This is a genomic window from Vibrio aestuarianus (genome assembly GCF_012395185.1).
In the GTDB taxonomy this organism is placed as follows: domain Bacteria; phylum Pseudomonadota; class Gammaproteobacteria; order Enterobacterales; family Vibrionaceae; genus Vibrio; species Vibrio aestuarianus.
In genome coordinates this window covers 10,776-29,033 of record NZ_JAAZTU010000030.1, presented here as the reverse complement: position 1 = coordinate 29,033, position 18,258 = coordinate 10,776, and the positions used below count along the sequence as shown (strand labels likewise).

Annotated in this window: 15 protein-coding genes; 9 read left to right on the top strand and 6 right to left on the bottom strand. The window is 43.0% G+C overall.

Annotated features, from left to right (window positions below; all coding sequences use genetic code 11):
• Window positions 1-12: 12 nt before the first annotated feature.
• Entirely contained in the window at window positions 13-1,653 is a 1,641-nt protein-coding gene (locus tag HGG78_RS14120) for a methyl-accepting chemotaxis protein (protein ID WP_172533273.1), read from the top strand.
• A 57-nt stretch (window positions 1,654-1,710) separates the two neighbouring features.
• Here the strand turns inward: HGG78_RS14120 and zntR are convergent, their stop codons facing one another.
• Window positions 1,711-2,115 carry a Zn(2+)-responsive transcriptional regulator gene (gene zntR / locus HGG78_RS14115; RefSeq protein ID WP_172533272.1) on the bottom strand — a complete coding sequence of 135 codons (405 nt, stop codon included), beginning with the start codon at window positions 2,113-2,115 and terminating at the stop codon, window positions 1,711-1,713.
• Between the two features lie 164 nt (window positions 2,116-2,279).
• Here zntR and purH point away from each other — a divergent pair, with 164 nt between their 5' ends.
• Window positions 2,280-3,890 carry a bifunctional phosphoribosylaminoimidazolecarboxamide formyltransferase/IMP cyclohydrolase gene (purH, locus tag HGG78_RS14110; protein WP_172533271.1) on the top strand — a complete coding sequence of 537 codons (1,611 nt, stop codon included), beginning with the start codon at window positions 2,280-2,282 and terminating at the stop codon, window positions 3,888-3,890.
• A gap of 95 nt (window positions 3,891-3,985) precedes the next feature.
• Complete coding sequence (gene purD, locus HGG78_RS14105; RefSeq protein ID WP_172533270.1) at window positions 3,986-5,296, top strand: phosphoribosylamine--glycine ligase; 1,311 nt, start codon at window positions 3,986-3,988, stop codon at window positions 5,294-5,296.
• 151 nt (window positions 5,297-5,447) lie between these two features.
• On the opposite strand, the gene HGG78_RS14100 is transcribed toward purD, so the two are convergent.
• Together HGG78_RS14100 and hupA are read right to left on the bottom strand one after the other, a co-directional pair.
• Entirely contained in the window at window positions 5,448-6,131 is a 684-nt protein-coding gene (locus tag HGG78_RS14100; RefSeq protein WP_172533269.1) for a DUF1481 domain-containing protein, read from the bottom strand.
• 42 nt (window positions 6,132-6,173) lie between these two features.
• Entirely contained in the window at window positions 6,174-6,446 is a 273-nt protein-coding gene (hupA, locus tag HGG78_RS14095; RefSeq protein WP_010320328.1) for a nucleoid-associated protein HU-alpha, read from the bottom strand.
• A 315-nt stretch (window positions 6,447-6,761) separates the two neighbouring features.
• Between hupA and HGG78_RS14090 the strand changes: the two genes are divergently transcribed.
• Window positions 6,762-7,817: a CNNM domain-containing protein gene (locus HGG78_RS14090; RefSeq protein ID WP_172533268.1), complete on the top strand. Its 1,056-nt coding sequence runs from the start codon at window positions 6,762-6,764 to the stop codon at window positions 7,815-7,817.
• Between the two features lie 127 nt (window positions 7,818-7,944).
• Entirely contained in the window at window positions 7,945-8,472 is a 528-nt protein-coding gene (locus tag HGG78_RS14085; RefSeq protein ID WP_172533267.1) for a DUF3332 domain-containing protein, read from the top strand.
• A 150-nt stretch (window positions 8,473-8,622) separates the two neighbouring features.
• Here the strand turns inward: HGG78_RS14085 and HGG78_RS14080 are convergent, their stop codons facing one another.
• From HGG78_RS14080 to HGG78_RS14070, 3 genes are all read right to left on the bottom strand, one after another.
• Window positions 8,623-9,582: a Wzz/FepE/Etk N-terminal domain-containing protein gene (locus tag HGG78_RS14080; RefSeq protein WP_053309664.1), complete on the bottom strand. Its 960-nt coding sequence runs from the start codon at window positions 9,580-9,582 to the stop codon at window positions 8,623-8,625.
• A 61-nt stretch (window positions 9,583-9,643) separates the two neighbouring features.
• Window positions 9,644-12,280 (bottom strand): SLBB domain-containing protein, encoded by a 2,637-nt coding sequence (locus HGG78_RS14075; protein WP_172533266.1) that lies wholly within the window; start codon window positions 12,278-12,280, stop codon window positions 9,644-9,646.
• Window positions 12,281-12,332: 52 nt separating this feature from the next.
• Window positions 12,333-13,571, bottom strand: a complete 1,239-nt coding sequence (locus HGG78_RS14070) for a capsule assembly Wzi family protein (RefSeq protein ID WP_172533265.1) — start codon at window positions 13,569-13,571, stop codon at window positions 12,333-12,335.
• Between the two features lie 273 nt (window positions 13,572-13,844).
• On the opposite strand from HGG78_RS14070, the gene HGG78_RS14065 reads away from it, so the two are divergent.
• From HGG78_RS14065 to HGG78_RS14050, 4 genes are all read left to right on the top strand, one after another.
• A complete protein-coding gene (locus tag HGG78_RS14065) occupies window positions 13,845-14,069 on the top strand; it encodes a hypothetical protein (RefSeq protein ID WP_168520706.1) in 225 nt (74 codons plus the stop codon).
• Window positions 14,070-14,162: 93 nt separating this feature from the next.
• Window positions 14,163-14,843, top strand: a complete 681-nt coding sequence (locus HGG78_RS14060) for a YjbF family lipoprotein (protein ID WP_168520704.1) — start codon at window positions 14,163-14,165, stop codon at window positions 14,841-14,843.
• A gap of 16 nt (window positions 14,844-14,859) precedes the next feature.
• Window positions 14,860-15,639, top strand: a complete 780-nt coding sequence (locus HGG78_RS14055) for a capsule biosynthesis GfcC family protein (protein WP_254068222.1) — start codon at window positions 14,860-14,862, stop codon at window positions 15,637-15,639.
• Entirely contained in the window at window positions 15,636-17,861 is a 2,226-nt protein-coding gene (locus HGG78_RS14050; RefSeq protein WP_172533264.1) for a YjbH domain-containing protein, read from the top strand. The genes HGG78_RS14055 and HGG78_RS14050 overlap by 4 nt, the downstream gene beginning before the upstream one ends.
• Window positions 17,862-18,258: the final 397 nt, after the last annotated feature.

Below are 18,258 nucleotides of genomic sequence, written 5' to 3'. Positions count from 1 at the left end.
GGAGTGAAGTTTATGGCCCTATCCAGCTTACGCCACACCAAAATCAGAACCCGTTTATTCTTGCTGACAAGCGTTATCACGCTGCTGTTGCTGATCCCTTTTATTTCGATGATCAATGATTATCAAGATGATCTGATGACCGCAAAGCAAACCAAAACGCGTCATTTGGTGGAGACGGGGCATAGTTTGCTTGAGCATTACCATCAATTACAACAAAGTGGCTCGCTGTCTCAACAACAAGCTCAAACGCAAGCCAAACAAGCCATTGCTACACTTCGCTATCAAAATGAAGATTATTTCTGGATCAATGACTCCGAACCAAGAATGGTCATGCACCCGATTAAACCGCAGTTGGATGGAAAAAATCTCTCAGCGGTCAAAGATCCAACCGGTAAAAACCTTTTCGTCGAATTCGTTAATGTCACCAGAAAACAAGGCGAGGGATTTGTCAGCTATATGTGGCCAAAACCAGGTTCAGAGGTTGATGTAGAAAAGATTTCATACGTAAAACTGTTTAAGCCTTGGGGATGGATCATTGGGACTGGGGTGTATATTGATGATGTTAACGCACTGATCTGGCAACGCATTCAGTCGGTTCTCATGCTACTTAGCGGTGTTATTATTGTGATGATCGCCCTTTCTGCCGTGATCAGTCGCAGCATTACTCAGCCCTGTGAAGAAACGCAAAATGCATTGGAAGAGATCGCCAAAGGCGATGGCGACTTGACCAAGCAGTTGAACGTAAAAGGCAATGACGAACTCTCGCACATCGCACAAGCTTTCAATGAGTTTACGGCCAAAATTCGTCACATTGTTCAAGATATAAATCCTGTGACTGAACACATCACAGGCTCTGCCATTGAGTTAACACAGGTAGCGCAAAACGCATCAAATAAAGCCATGGATCAACAGCAATCCGTCGATACTGTAGCTTCGGCGATGAATGAGTTACATGCAAGCAACCAAGAGGTCGCCAACTCCGCCCACGATGCAGCCAAAGCTGCGCAAACCGCGAGTGAAAAAGGCCAAGCAGGTAGTGCCGTGATAGCCAAAGCCTCAAGCTACATGGATTCATTATCCGACTTATTAACCGCTACCGAAGTGACGACTCAAAGCCTAACTAAAGAAACGCAAGACGTCGGTGCAGTACTGGCGGTGATCCGTGGCGTGGCAGAGCAAACCAATTTATTGGCACTGAACGCCGCCATTGAGGCGGCTCGTGCGGGTGAGCAAGGACGAGGTTTTGCGGTAGTTGCCGATGAAGTGCGTGCACTGGCAACTCGCACTCAAACCAGCACCAATGAAATTGAACAGATCATTGCTAGCTTGCAAAGTCGCGCCAAAGAGCTTAGCCAGTCGATGGAACAAACTCAGCAACAATCAAAAGCAACTCAAGAACAGGCTGATCTTGCACAGCAAATGCTTAATGAAATTGATGAGCAAGTGAATGCTATTTTATCGCTCAATGAGCACATCGCAGAAGCCAGCTCGCAGCAAACGATGGCGACCGATGAAATCAGCCGCAACTTAACTAACATCGCTGATCACAGCACCCAAGCGGCAGCGCAAGCGAACCAAGTTGTCGCCGCCAGCGAACAACTGATGCAAAGCGGCCAGCAACTCGCTCGTAGCGTGGGTGTGTTTAAGGTTTAGCTCAGGGAGACTCAACGCCTTACCTTAATAGCAACTAACGCCAACAACGTTGAAAAATTAACCGTCAGCTAACGCGGTTAAAATAGAGCAATGGCTGGCGTTATCTTCGGCGTGACCGCAGCATGCATCGTTAATTTTCTTTAATGCTTGACGAATAGTGGTCAGTTCAGCAATTTTTTGGTCGATTGACCTCAATTTTGCTGAGGTGATCGATTTCACTTCAGCGCAACTGTGCGTTGTTGCCTCTAATTTAATTTCTAACAGTTCTTTTATCTCATCTAAACTCAACCCGACGCCTTTCGCCTTAAGAATAAAACAGACTTGTTGCTGGTTTTCTTCATTATATAAGCGGTAACCAGACTCACTGCGCCCTGCTGGCTTAATCAGTGCGTTTTTCTCATAAAAACGTAATGTATCTGTCGATACAGTGCAGCGTTTTGCCAATTCACCAATCTGAAACATAAGCACCTCAATTAACCTTTTCGTAACCTTTATTGCCTAACATCGCCATTTTTACAAATATTTTTGCGATGCCAAACGATTGCGCGAGCTTTTTTGTAATTATTTGGTTAGAATGTGCGCCATCAAATTTCCCATTAACTCCATGATTTGAGGAAGACCGAAGCATGAATAACGCTCGTCCTATTCACCGCGCATTGATCAGCGTATCAGACAAAACCGGCATTGTTGAGTTCGCTCAAGCACTAACCAAGCGTGGTGTCGATATTCTTTCTACTGGCGGCACCGCTCGCCTATTGGCAGACCAAGGTATTGCTGTAACAGAAGTTTCTGACTATACCGGTTTCCCTGAAATGATGGATGGTCGTGTAAAAACACTGCACCCGAAAGTGCATGGCGGTGTACTGGGCCGTCGCGGCCAAGATGATGAAATCATGGAAAAACACGGTATTCAAGCCATTGATATGGTAGTCGTGAACTTGTATCCCTTTGCTGAAACGGTAGCAAAAGCGGGCTGTACCCTAGCCGACGCCGTAGAAAACATTGATATTGGTGGCCCAACCATGGTTCGCTCTGCGGCTAAAAACCACAAAGACGTCACTATCGTCGTGAATGCTCATGACTACGACCGTGTGATTGCCGAGATGGATGCTAACGATCAGTCGCTTACTCTAGAAACGCGTTTTGACCTTGCGATCGCGGCCTTCGAACATACTGCGGCTTACGATGGCATGATCGCCAACTACTTCGGCACTATGGTTCCGTCTTACGGTGCCTCTTTACTTGATGAAGAAGGAAAGAAGGCTGATGAAGAGAGCAAATTCCCTCGCACTTTCAACCAACAATTCCTGAAAAAACAAGACATGCGCTACGGTGAGAACAGCCACCAAGCGGCTGCTTTCTACGTTGAAGCCAACCCAGAGGAAGCGTCAGTCTCAACGGCTCGCCAAATTCAAGGTAAAGCACTGTCTTACAACAACATTGCCGATACAGACGCAGCGCTTGAGTGCGTAAAAGAATTCGCTGAGCCTGCGTGCGTGATTGTAAAACACGCTAACCCATGTGGTGTTGCACTGGGTAATGACATTCTTGAAGCTTATAACCGCGCTTACCAAACTGACCCAACGTCTGCCTTTGGTGGCATCATCGCGTTCAACCGTGAGCTAGACGCCCAAACCGCAGCCGCGATCGTAGAACGTCAATTTGTTGAAGTGATCATCGCCCCTTCTGTTTCAGCAGAAGCGGTAGAAGTGGTTGCGGCGAAGAAAAACGTTCGCCTACTTGAGTGTGGTCAATGGTCAACGAAGACCACTGGTTTTGATGTTAAGCGCGTTAATGGCGGATTACTGGTACAAGACCGTGACCAAGGCATGGTTTCAGCCGACGAGCTTAAAGTTGTTTCTAAGCGCCAGCCAACCGAAGAAGAGCTAAAAGACGCACTATTTTGCTGGAAGGTAGCGAAGTACGTGAAATCTAACGCCATTGTTTACTCTAAAGGTGATATGACTATCGGTGTCGGCGCAGGCCAAATGAGCCGCGTCTACTCGGCGAAAATTGCCGGCATTAAAGCCGCAGATGAAGGACTACAAGTGGAAGGTTGTGTGATGGCATCAGACGCTTTCTTCCCATTCCGTGACGGCATCGATGCCGCTGCAGAAGCTGGTATTAAATGCGTGATCCAACCTGGCGGCTCTATGCGTGACGACGAAGTCATTGCCGCTGCTGACGAACACGGTATGGCTATGATCTTTACTGGCATGCGTCACTTCCGCCACTAATTTCCTCTTCGTATTTGGCACTGTGGCGTCGTTAGCGACGCCACAGCAGCAACTACTTTGAGTGAACGATATTTTAAGATTAAGGAATTTTAAATATGCGAGTTTTAATTATTGGTTCTGGCGGTCGCGAACACGCTCTTGGTTGGAAAGTCGCGCAAAACCCAAACGTAGAAACGGTATTTATCGCGCCAGGAAATGCAGGAACAGCACTTGAGCCTAAGCTAGAAAACGTCAATATTAGCGTAGAGAGCATCTCTGAACTGGTTGCATTTGCCAACCAAAAACAGATTGAACTGACTATTGTTGGCCCTGAAGTTCCACTGGTTCTTGGTGTGGTTGATGCTTTCCGTGAAGCTGGGTTACCTATCTTTGGCCCAACTCAAGCAGCAGCGCAACTTGAAGGATCTAAAGCTTTCACTAAAGACTTCCTAGCTCGTCACCAAATCCCAACAGCGGCTTACGCCAACTTCACCGAGATTGAACCGGCATTGGCTTACGTACGTGAGCAGGGCGCGCCGATTGTTGTCAAAGCTGACGGCCTTGCTGCTGGTAAAGGCGTTATCGTCGCGATGACACTACAAGAAGCGGAAGATGCGATTAAAGATATGCTGGCAGGCAACGCTTTTGGCAATGCGGGCAGTCGCGTGGTTATCGAAGAATTCTTAGATGGTGAAGAAGCAAGCTTTATCGTGATGGTTGATGGTGAAAATGTGTTGCCAATGGCCACCAGCCAAGACCACAAACGTGTCGGCGATAAAGATACCGGCCCGAACACTGGTGGTATGGGTGCTTATTCCCCAGCGCCGGTTGTAACCGCAGAAATTCACGATCGAGTCATGCAAGAGGTCATTTACCCTACCGTACGCGGCATGGCAGCGGAAGGTAACCCATATACGGGTTTCTTGTACGCAGGTTTGATGATTGATGCGGCTGGCACACCAAAAGTGATCGAATACAACTGCCGTTTTGGTGACCCAGAAACCCAACCGATTATGATGCGCATGCAATCTGACTTGGTTGAACTCTGTTTTGCAGCGATCGACGGTAAACTTGATCAAATGGAATCGAAATGGGACCCTCGTGCGTCTATCGGTATTGTCCTTGCTGCAGGCGGTTATCCGGCTGACTACGCCAAAGGCGATGTTATTTCAGGCTTAACGCAGCAAGAAGTGGAAGGTGAGAAAATTTTCCACGCAGGAACAGCAAACAACGCTGCTGGCGATGTCGTCACTAACGGTGGCCGCGTACTGTGTGCAACCGCACTCGGTAACAGCGTATCAGAAGCCCAACAACGCGCTTACGCTCTTGCAAAGCAAGTCAGTTGGAATGGTATGTTCTACCGCAACGACATTGGTTACCGCGCCATTGCTCGTGAGCAAGAGTCAAACTATACCCAAACAACTTGAAGTTGCAGGTAGGCGGCAAGTGAGTTCATCCCCATGAGCATAGATAAACTATGTGATTGGGGTGAGCGAATGTAGCCAACACCGCTGCAGCTTCAAGTGGGAAGGGTATAATCACATCTTGTCAATAAGGCGCTCGATGAGCGCCTTATTTTTAATCGTCGAACAATTGTGGCTTATTGATACAGCCGTGGTTTTCATCAGCCTGCACCAACAGCTTCTCAACATACACTCGGTTATTACGCACCTTACCAAGAAAAGCAAAGTAATGCTTCGACGACGAAGAACTCATATCTACGTTGGGTAAACTCTGATTAAATTCCAATTGGCTGTATTGATCGCCAGTGCAGCTTGCAAATACCTCGCCATCCCAAACCCCTTGAATTAAGGACAAACCGCGATTGTCTTTAGTAACAGAAGCCACATACTGAGATTGCGCCAGGTAAACATATAGCTGCTCTTTACTCAATGGCAGCACTTTTCCATCAACACGATATTGTTGATAAACCGCTTCACCTTCTTTATTAAAACGCAGATGAATACTATAAGGCACCAAACTGTTTTTACTCAGTAATGATCCTTCTCGTTTTAATTCTCGCAGCGAGCCTTCGTCCCAACGGTAATTGGTTTGATAGCCACCATAATCGCCAGAACTGACATAGTCCGCGGCACTGCTGGGTAACACAAGACGCTCGGTATACCAATAAAAACTGGTGGCATCCCCCATCGCTTGTCCACTGGTATAATTTAAATATTGTTCAATATTGGGCGTGTGACTAGAAGCGGTGCATCCGATAAGGAAAAGAGAGCACAGAGAGGGTAATAGGAATTTTTTCATGGGGAGAATCTACGCCGAGAGAGTATCTCGGCGTAGTATAAATTATTTCACTGAATCTTTCAGTGCTTTACCTGCTACAAATGCTGGAACGTTTGCTGCTGCGATTTGGATCTCAGCACCCGTTTTAGGGTTGCGACCAGTACGCGCTGCACGGTGGTTTACTTTGAATGTACCAAAACCAATTAGTTGAACTTGGTCACCCTCTTTAAGAGCTCCCTCAACTGCGCCTAAAGTCGCTTCAAGAGCAGCTTTTGCTTGTGCTTTAGATAGGTCTGCTTTTTCTGCGATAAAGTCGATTAATTGGGTCTTGTTCATTAGGTTTCCCTTCTTATAGGTTATCGAATTGGGTTCACTCTAAAGCATAAAGCCCCCGTCTGGCAAAGGTTTGTCACTGAACTTTTGTCTCTATGCCTTACTTTTAACCACAATATGAGCATTAACTCACAATTTGTTACTGATTAACAAAGCACATTTGCTTGTTTTTCATGCTTGAAAGCCTTATTTATAGCGTGTCTATACTTGAATAGCCTGATATTTCAAGTCAGTAGACGGCTTAAAATATCAGCACTAGTGATGCTCAGGTATCGTGAAACGCACAATTGGTATGGTATCTCTTACTAAGGATCATTCATGTTTTTGCTTACGGTTTATATTGCCGTTGCTATCGGTGTCTCTTTTATCTGTTCGGTTTTGGAGGCGGTGTTATTAAGCATTACACCAAGCTATCTTGCTCAACTACGTCAACAACAGCACCCTGCTGCTGAAAAACTCAACCAGTTAAAAGCGGACATTGATCGCCCACTGGCTTCAATTTTAACCCTAAACACCATTGCTCATACCATTGGTGCAGCTAGTGCTGGTGCACAAGCCGCTGTGGTATTTGGCAGCGAATGGTTGGGGGTTTTCTCTGCAGTATTAACGTTAGGTATTTTGGTGCTTTCTGAAATCGTCCCAAAAACCCTAGGCGCGACTTACTGGCGTCAACTGGCCCCCGTTGCGGCCACAATACTGCGTTGGATGGTTTGGGCATTGACTCCATTTGTCTGGTTTTCAGAGCAGATCACCAAGCGTTTGGCTCGCAATATTGAACAACCAAAAATGCGTGATGAACTCTCAGCGATGGCACTGCTTGCTAATGAAAGTGGTGAACTTACTGAAGGCGAATCAAAAATACTCAATAACTTGTTGAGTATTCAGTATGTCCCAGCCACTCAAGTCATGACGCCACGCACAGTACTATTTCGCGTCAATGGTGAAATGACCATCAATGAATTTTTACAACAACACAGTGAAACACCTTTCTCACGCCCACTGGTGTATAGCCAAAGCAAGGGTAATATTGTCGGCTTTGTGCTTCGTTTGGAGCTATTTAAGCTGCAACAAAAAGGACAAGGTGAGAAACGTCTAGAAGAAGTGATGCGCCCACTGCATGCACTTTTAAATAAATTAAGCCTGTTTAAAGCGTTCGAGCAAATCATGCAAAAGCGCCTACAGCTGGCGTTAGTGGTCGACGAATACGGTACGGTACAAGGCATTTTGACTTTAGAAGATATCTTTGAATATCTACTAGGCGAACAAATTGTAGATGAGGCTGACAAAATCACCGACATGCAGCAGCTGGCCTACCAACGCTGGGAAATGTGGAAAAAGAAACACGGCGTGATTGAAAATCGAGATGAAGAATAACCACCAATCAGCTTAAGTACGAAAAGTCTGATTGGGAAAGGGGAAGACAGAGGAAAATAAGGAAAAACTGCAAATGCCACTTTAGGGCATTTGAATTTGTTAACAATTAATTGCACATAAGACGAAAATGAAAAAATACATTTTAACACTCGCAACTCCACTGGTTCTTTCTGGCTGTATTGGTAGCAATGCCGTCACAGAAAAAGTGATGACCTTTAACTTAAAAGCCGTTGATAACCGCTATGCACGTGGTGGCCTCAATATGCTTTTAGCCCCAGTTTATGGTGTAACGGTTGCTGCTGACTACCTAGTGTTCAACAGCATCGAATTTTGGTCAGGCAAAAACATTATTAATGGTAAGCCGCATATTTTCGATAGCAAAATGGACACCTACATCGAAGTTAATGATCAAGTTCATGACTCATTAAAAACGGCACCGATTGATCCTTTAACCAATCAACGCATGATTGAAAAAGGTGAAATGCAGAAAATTGATGACAACACCATTCAAATGAATATTACCTACAACAATGGTGAGAAAGCCACACTTCTTGGCGTACGTGACGGTAATGATGTGACTTATTATATTGACGGCGAGCTAGTGGCTCAAACCTCAATGGAAGAGTTGCAAGCGTATTTACAAACTAACGCTTAATCGACGTTAAGTTGAATATCAAAAATCCGATATCGAAACAAAGATATCGGATTTTTTGTTTTTGCATAATCAAGGGAAGCAACTTGCTGCTGTTATGAAAAGCAGTAATAAGGGGTTGTTCAATTTATCTTAATCGAAATAGCAAGCAATCTACGGCCTTCTAAAGGCAAATCTAACTAACACAATCGCAACACCAAGCATTCCACCAAGTAGCGTAGCCAAAACACAAATCAAGGCCCGTTTAGGCCCCGCTTTTTCTTCAGGGACAACGGCTGGATCAATGGTTTTAAAGGCAAACTCATCTTTAACTTCTGCTAACATTAAGCTTTTCATCTGCTCTTCAATCAACTGATAAAAGACCGACTGCATATCGACTAATTTGGTTTTTTCTAATTGCTGCTCAAGATAAGCAATATTCTGACGGGTTTCCGTTAATGTTTCATTTTTAATCCAATCATTTAGGTCTTTAACGAGCAACTCAACCCACTGCTGAGCTATAAGTGGGGAAAGGTGAGTAATTGATATTGTTACCAATCCGTTATCCTTAGCTTCAGAGACCGAAAATATTTTTTTGAATGCTTTATGAGCCTCCCAATCACTAGGAATAGTTGAAAGCGGGGGGGAAGTTTCTCGAACCCATTGTTGTGTTTCTATATCATAAAGAGCCGGGTCGATAATCATATTACCAGACACGCTATCCCAAGAGTCAGCGGCCATCAAAGGAACTAATAATTGATGGCGATTGATAAAAGCATTGATAAACTGGCGAGACTGTAATACAGCCAAAGACATCGCTTTATCTCCAGAACGGCCACTGCCTAGATTAATACCCGCCAAAGAAGCTAAACCACCCAACTGTCCAGCCATCGCAGCTAACCCTCCGCCACTCTCTTCGTTAGCGGCAACTAGGCTTGCTTGCGCTTGGTAGGTATTGGGTGTTGATAGCGCAACAATGACACCGCCAATAGCAAAGGCTGCTGTACATAATACGATGACAAGTTTTCCCTTCCATAACGCCCCAAAAAGCTCTCGTAAGTCAATCTCATCATCTGAAACATTCAGTCTATCAACATGACTAAATATAGGTTGTTGTAACATTGGTTTATTCATAATCACACACTATCAATCAGTGGCGCACTCACTGCGCCAACATAAAAATGACAAAGGCCTATTAATCTTTGATGGCACTCCAAGCAACACCAATTTGGTACAGTATCTGAGTTGCAGACGTTAAAGTACTTAACCCATCCAAGTAATCAGTATCAATTGGCACCACAACCGTATCACCAGGCTCTAGCGGTTTTGATTTTCGACTAAACCAGAAAGAACTATTTGGCAATATCACCGCACCATCGGCACGAATCACATAGACTCGATCAGTATCGGCTTGCTTTTTCGTTCCACCAGCTGCAGATATATAATCTTCTATACTCATTCCTGGGCGATAAGTATGATTCGAAGCAAATTGAACCTCCCCCATCACACTGATTATTGGTTGAAGAGCTGGGACGTATAGCTTATCACCGTTCTCTAGCATAATATTGTTGATGCTATCACCTGCCACAGCTTGCTTTAAATCGATAACTAACCGACCAAGGGCTTCTGTTTTGGCTAACTCTTCTGTAATGGCCATAGCATCATTAGGGCTAGTGGTATAGCTAGCCGAAGAACTTTGACGGCGCAGCGCTAAACTACCGATTTCCTGCTTTAATTGAGCATTAAGTAACTTTAATCGCTCTTGCTCTTGGCGCTTTAAACTTTCACGGCTAAATACCGCACCTTTCGGATAGGCAAATCGAGTAAAACCTCCTGCTCGTTCAATAATATCAGAGAGCGTTTCACCGCGAGCAAAGGCATATGTTCCAGGAAATTTAACCTCACCTTGCAGTTCAATAGATAGGTCACGCTGCCAATTGGGTTGACGTTTTACCATAATCGAATCTTGAGCAACAAAATCAAACGACATATCGCCATCGATTAGTTTGCGAGGGGAAATCGTATAGTGCTCAACATCAAAACTATCATTAATACGCTGAGAACGTGTTACTTCCGCCAGAGTAAGGTAAGCATGTTCCGCAAATCCACCAGCCGCATCAATCAATGCGTTAAAGTTCGCTTGATCAGGTAAGGGATAAATACCTGGGTATTTAACTGCACCCGTGATCTCAATAAGTTGTGCAGGAGAATCAAACGTTGCCTGTGCTTTCAGACGCTCAATGATAGGTTCAAGTAATAATTCCCGACTGCTTTTTTTAAGACGATCACTCTTAGAGACCTGTTCTACTCCTGAAGACTCAAGTTGAGTAGTGGTGTCGACCTCCACCAACGCGCCAGTCGTTTGGTCAACGACCTCAACAAATTTAGCTTGCTCACTAACCGCTACATCGACCTTTTTATTTTTATCTTTGCGATACCAATATTCCAAATCAATACCATTATCGAATATGAAAATTTGATCACGGGCTTGAAGGACTAAATTATCCTCAGATGAAGGATGAGAGATCGCATTAAGCAAACTGAATTGTTTAACTCGAAGCTTACGAGGAGCTATGCTCTCTCTCACTAAGAGTGCATAACGAAGATCGGCCGTTTCTTTTAAATCTTGTTCGATGTTTTTAATCACATCATTAACTTTCATTCCAGGAACAAAAGAATAGACACCTTGCCTAATAGCTTCACCACGAACAGCAATAACATTACTAAAACTTTGGTTAACAGGAGCAAGAGACACTTCATCCCCTGGCTGGAGAACAAATGAACGGTGAGAGTTATTTAAAAAGTCTAGGGTTATGAGTTCCACACCATTAGTACTCACTCGGCGGACATTAACCAATGAAAGATACGCATCAGGCAAAGCACCACCGGCCATTTTTAGCATAGACTCAAGAGTTGTCTTTCCTTTAAGCTCATACTTTGCCGGACGAGTAATCTCACCTTTAACTGAAACGCTGGCTTGTCTGGTGGGAATGAATAAAGTATCGCCCGCTTGCAACCGCACATCTTGTGAATTATCACCATTAAGCAATAAATTATAAGCATCAAAATATTGAACAACCTTCCCTTTACGCTTTAGCTGAATGTTACGTAAGCTTCCGTTATTTTTGACACCACCACTTGCCACAATAGCTTGAGTTAGCGTAGTAAGCCCATTGACATTATAAGCCCCTGGTTGAATCACCTCACCCGCAACATATATTTGGATTGTTCTCATGCTTCCTAAAGAAACAATGGCTTCAACACCAATAAGCTTTCTTTCAACCAAACTCACGATGTATTGCTTAATTTCTCCAAATGTTTGTCCTGCAATGTATTCGGCACCTAACTCTGGAAAATCCACTTTACCATCACGATCGATAGTCACTGAATAACGCTGATTGGATTTACCATAAAGCTGAACCAGTATTTCATCACCAGGTGCCATTACATAATCTAAAGGGATTGGAAGATTATCCACTGGTGTAAAATCCATTGGAGTACCAACAAATAAATCGTAACCAAATAGCGGAAGTTCAGATTCATCAGATTCTTTTAAGTTTAACGACTCAACATTCGAATTGTCTTGAATGGAAGTTGCTCTTTTCGGCTCAGCAATTTTTTCTTTTCCATTTTCTCCGTTTGATGCAGATGCAGAAGAGATAGTATTTAAATCAACTCCATACTGCTTTGCTAACTGCTCTTGCTGGGCTTTTGGAAGCGATTTAAATTGAGATATTTGCGCTGCCGTTGGAGTAAAACTTAACGCAGTGCTTGGCAAAATAGCCACAAACACCAGCAGGAAAGAGTTAAAGAAAAAATTACACTTCATCATTTTATGCTAGCCATCATCTTTAATTAGTTATTTTTTATCTAAAAGAGCTACGTTAAAATCGAAATTCGTAGTTCGACCAATAATTCGTCTGACTACTTTCACTTTGCTCTCTGTCCACACCAAAGGTAAGTCTTCCACTCAACGCTGGGAGTCGATAACTTACCTGATACAATTCTTTGCCCTGCTGTTGGTACTGTGTTTGCTCTTGATATGTCGCTTCTATTTGATGGTCATTCGCTAACTGCACGTAACCAGACACAGACCAACCATCTTCCACTAAATAGCTATTTCTCATTAACTTATCATTAAATAACTTCATGTATGTCAAGACATGTAAATCATCATCACGACCTTGTTGTCGTTCAATAACCAAACGAAAAGAATGTTTATCGAAGGGTATAAAACCAGACCAACCAAACAATAATGCCCCAAGCTGAGAGGCTCTAAGATCCGAAGCAACTTCAACATAAACGCTATGATAAAAATCACGAACGCTAGGTAGCGATAACTTAGCATCGAAGATTACTTGCTCATCTAGATAATCACTGTCATCAATAGGTTTCAACCACTGATGGTAAGTAAGGCCATATTCCAGTATAGAAAATGGCTTACTTATTAATCGAGAAGACCATTGATATTGGTAAATATCGTCAACATCACTGACTAATGTTTCCAAACTCCAAACACCCAACCAGTTATTTTCGCTCGTATAGCTAAGGCTAATCTCAGGTACCAACTCGTGTGTATTCAATACCAAATTATGCTGCCAACCTTGTCCCCACCAGCGAGGCAAAGTACCAATGCTAAAAACCCACCCACCAGCATTGAGCGCTAAATAACTGTCTTTCCAACGTATATCTCGATCTTCACCATCATCAGAATAGCCAGTCGACAAACGGAAGGCGTAATGTGGCTTAAGCATTTCATAGCTGGCATAAACACCCCAGTGATCATTATTCACTTGGCCAAAAGCATTCTTTATCAACGGTTCGCTATTCATTGCTACTTCAAACTTGCGATTTCCACGCTCCAACTGAGCAGCTTGATAAAGGTATTTGATATGAGAATATTCAGAGCGTAGGGAGGGAGAGCGAATATTAAACTGAGAAATAGAACTATCTAACATCGACCAGAGCATTGGAAAGTGGTTGGTAGGGCTATTGATGGCGCCCGAATCTGACAAGGCGGTGAGATCTGAACGCACAAAAGGATCAGATGCTTCTAACCAAGGAGAAGCAAAAGCTTGACGGCAAATAGCACCCAACCCTAGCAGTACAACCAGTGATTTCATAGCTCGTCCATAATTAATCACTGCAAAATCCTAAATGCTATGTTGTCAACTCAAATGAATATCGACACATAGCATACTAAATACCTTATACCTACTCAACTAATTAATAGTGACCGTATTTATACTTTGATTAAATGGGATAGAACTCTTTAAAAAGCTCAATGAATGTTGATAATTTTTTACTTTGGCACTTATTTTGAATACTATGTCGATAGGTGTGCTTATGCATTACCGACATCGATGTTTTTATTTGTAAATTTACAAGGATATATTATGAGAAAAATTGCATTAGCAGCATTAGTTGCTTTAGGTTTATCAAGCACGGTGTTTGCTGAAGAAGCTGTTGTTGCAGCTGGTGCTGAAGGCGCATCGGCTACAGCAGCTGGCGCTGCTGCTACATCTAGTATTGTAGCTGGTGCTCTTGCTGTTACCGTTGTAGCAGTTGCTGCTGCATCAGACAGCGATGGAACAACAGGTACTGACGGCACAACAAACTAAGTTTGAGCCTACAAACATCCTTAATACTTTGTTAAGGATGTTTTTTTATGCCTAGCATAAACAACAACTTACTGATGTAAACGGATAATATCGATGTCGAGAAAAATAAAAACAGCTAAGCCCCTGGTCCTTACTCTGCTATCTTTGGGATTAATGACTGCTAGTGGCTGTTCAACTAAGTTTTCTAGTATTAATGACTCTATTAAATTTGCGGCATTCGGTGTCGATGATGTGACATTAACCAAGCAGCAAATCGAGCAGATCCCTTATTTAAGCAGCTATGTGACTCTCAACGATAAAGCACAAATTTTTATGGTGTTGGCATTCATTGACATAAATCCAGTTTCCAATGCAAAACAGTATAAGTGGCTCTCTTCTGACCGTGCAATGATTGTCACTGAAAATGGCAGAATCATCAAAACCGTCAATATGCCTAGCGCAAACCTTGATAACCTATTGCCTCTAAAAAACTTTCCATCTTTAACCAGCAATGATAAGTGGCAAGCTCAATACGATTGGCAGCCTGGATATCAATTCGGCCAACTCGCTACAATCTCAACCCGTCAAGTTACCACCGAATATATTGAATCAGTGCTGTGGCAAAAAAACACCACTGTTTGGCAAGAAAACGTTCAATTCAATAACAGTGGTAAAAGCATGAACAATACCTTCTGGGTTGATAGTGACGGCAATGTCGTCAAGTCATCACAATGGTTAATTCCTGACGCCTTAAAAGTCGACATGGAAATATTAAAACCTTATAAATCTCAGTAATCATAGGTTGTCATTTATGAATCATTGTCTTTTAGCACTAATTATGGCTGCCTTTTCGGCCAGCAGCTTTGCTTCCGTACTAACAATACATTTACCCAATGAAAAGAAAGTACTTGAATACAACCAACCAGAACGACTTGAAAAAATATTCACTGACATCATTAACCAGCAAAAAAACGTAGAAATAACTTATGACGGCCAAAACGGACCACTAGCTGCGTTGCTTGGTTATCCATTAAACAATATGCTTTTTAATCAAGATAAAGAGAGCGAGGTAGAAAAAAGAAAACAAACCTTACTCCAACGCTTGAGCGCATACACACACGTTCATCCTAAATCTAAAGCAAGTATTGCTTTATTGGAGCAACAGATAAACCGCTGGGATGTTGGTTATCGTGAATTCATCAATCTCGATTATGATGCGATACGGATCACCCCCCAGAATAACCCGCAACTTAAGGGCAATTTTGAGTTAATAACACCGAAAAGACCAAAAACAATTCATATTGAAGGGTTACTTTTCGTGCCTGTCACTAAACCATTTATCGGTGGATTAACTGTCGCCGATTATCTTAAGCAAACAACATTGCTATCAAGTGCAAACAGCAGCAATATTTGGGTGATTTACCCAGATGGCCATACAAAAAAAGTGGGATACGCCTACTGGAATGATGAACAAACTATCCTAGCGCCAGGCAGTATTATTTTTGTGGGATTTAACAGACCAAATGCTCAGTTATTAGATTTCGAAAGCGAGATTGTTTCGCTGCTTCAGTCAAGAAAAGGCTTTCTATGAAACTTCAATATTCTTCATTTTTTATTTCATCTCTAAGCCTGTTCTCTGTTAGTTATGCATCGGTTGTCATGAGCAGCACAAATGATTGGAAACCGTCACAAATGGACTTTGGTGGTACTGGTTTAATGCAAATGCCTTCCGGTCGCATGGCTGAAGAAGGTGAATTTAATGTCGGGATCAGCGTTAATAACGACTACCACCATTACGTTGCTTCCATGCAAGTGATGCCATGGCTTGATGCGACCATTCGTTATACCCGCTTACCCAATGTTCTCTATAATTCTAATCCTGACTACAGCGGCGATAACCTGTATACAGACAAAGGTATGGATTTTAAAGTTCGCCTCATTGAAGAAAGTTATTGGTTGCCAGAAACGTCAATTGGCCTACGAGATTTCGGTGGTACCGGCATGTTTGATGGTGAATTTGTTGCTGCTACCAAACGTTTTGGTAACCTTGATTTCACCCTGGGACTCGGCTGGGGATACATTGGTCAAAGCGGTAATGTCAGTAATCCAGTCTGTAAGATAAGCGACCGATTCTGTAACCGCCCGAGTGATTTTAAAGACACAGGTGGCATGGTTGACTATGGACGTTGGTTTAAAGGCCCTGCGGCATTGTTTGGCGGTATAGAATATCAAACACCTTACGAACCACTGCGAATTAAAATTGAATACGATGGCAACGATTACTCTGAAGATTGGCCACAAATAAGAGCCAACTCAGATATGACTCAGCATACACCATGGAATATCGGTATTAATTACCGACTAGGTGACTGGGGAGATGCTAAAGTCAGTTATCAACGAGGCGATACACTCACATTAGGCTTTAATTTTTATACCAACTTTAATCACATGAAAGCAAGTTGGTTGGATACCCCTAAAACCAAGGTTCAAGCCTCTCCTACATCCAACGATTGGCAACAAGCATCGGCTGAACTTCAGCATAATGCTGGCTATCAGCAAAACACTATCGCCGTGTCAGACAACAAGATCATCGTCACCGGTGAACAAGTAAAATATCGCGATAGAGATGAAGCACTTGAACGGGCGGCAGCGGTTTTAACTCGATACGGTAATGATGACATTACGGAATTTCATATTATTGAACAAAACAATAGCATGGTATTGACTGAAACCATCATTAACCGGGATGACTATATCTCGGCAGCCAATTATGACCAACTTGGGGTTACGCCTTCGTCGACCTTCGATAAATACCAAGAACCAACCCCACTATCTTCACCGATAGTAGCTCAGTCTATCAAACGTTGGGATTACGGTTTATCGCCCTCATTACAACAATCTCTTGGTGGACCAGAAGCTTTCTATTTATTCAGCCTAGGTCTAAGTGCGCACTCCAATTATTGGATCACGCCTAAGCTTGAGCTTGGCGGTGCAATCTATATCAATATTGTCGATAACTACGACAAATTCAACTACGGTGTTGATAGCCCACAATCACCACATGTCCGCAATGAGGCAACCCCTCGAGTTCGTACCATGTTCCGTAGTTATGTACAAGATCCAGTACGCCTGAGTCAATTGCAGTTAACCTGGTTTGAACAACCAACAGAGAACATTTACACACAAGTTTACGGGGGTTATCTAGAGTCGATGTTTGCTGGTGTGGGTGGTGAAATATTATATCGTCCGATGAGATCAAATTGGGCAGTAGGAGTTGATATGAATTACCTAAGTCAACGAGAGGCTGATTCTTGGTTTGGAATTTATTCAGACGATTATTTCTACTACGATGGTTCAAATCCGAACTCTACTACTTGTATTAATAATCCAACAAGTTGCCGAGCTTATGTATTAAACCAAGGAACAACAGGTCATCTAACCACTTACTACACACCTGATTGGGCATTTCTTGAAAGTACATTATTTAAAATCAGTGCAGGAAAATTCTTAGGTGGAGACATTGGTGCTCGAGTTGATTTTTCTAAACAATTCAAGTCAGGTGTGATTGCCGGCGTTTATGCGGTATTTACAGACTTAACGGCCGATGAGTATGGGGAAGGAAGCTATAATAAGGGATTTTATGTATCAATTCCTTTTGACATCATGACCGTAAAACCGTCCACGAACAGAGCAATACTTAACTGGGAGCCAATCACTCGCGATGGTGGGCAAATGTTGAGGAAGAAACATCAATTATACGATAGAACGGATGCTCGCTCTCCTTGGTCACAAAGACCTAACACCTCACAGTAATCATGTAACCCAATAAGTATAAGTGCCGTTTTTATGCCCGGCACTTATACTTAACTCAAGCTTTTACATCTCACCATTATTGGATAACAATCTTCTAGTCGGCGTGCTAACCCAACGTATCAAACCAAGAGATTGGTGATTTAAAATAAAAGAGCATCTATTTAACCCTTAACAGTTGGTGTGTTTGATTGCCAACCGTAAAGATATGAACTTGGGAACATTTCATATGCTCGACTTGCGCCAGCATAACCGATGAATAGGATCTTCTTTTCATCCATTGCAAAGGCTCGTTAAAGCTATCTTCATTGATGATAAAAGATTCATCTTTCAAACGAGTTTCTGAAATTCTCACCACCCAAATCCTAGAACGAAAATCCATCGCCTCTAAAATCGTATG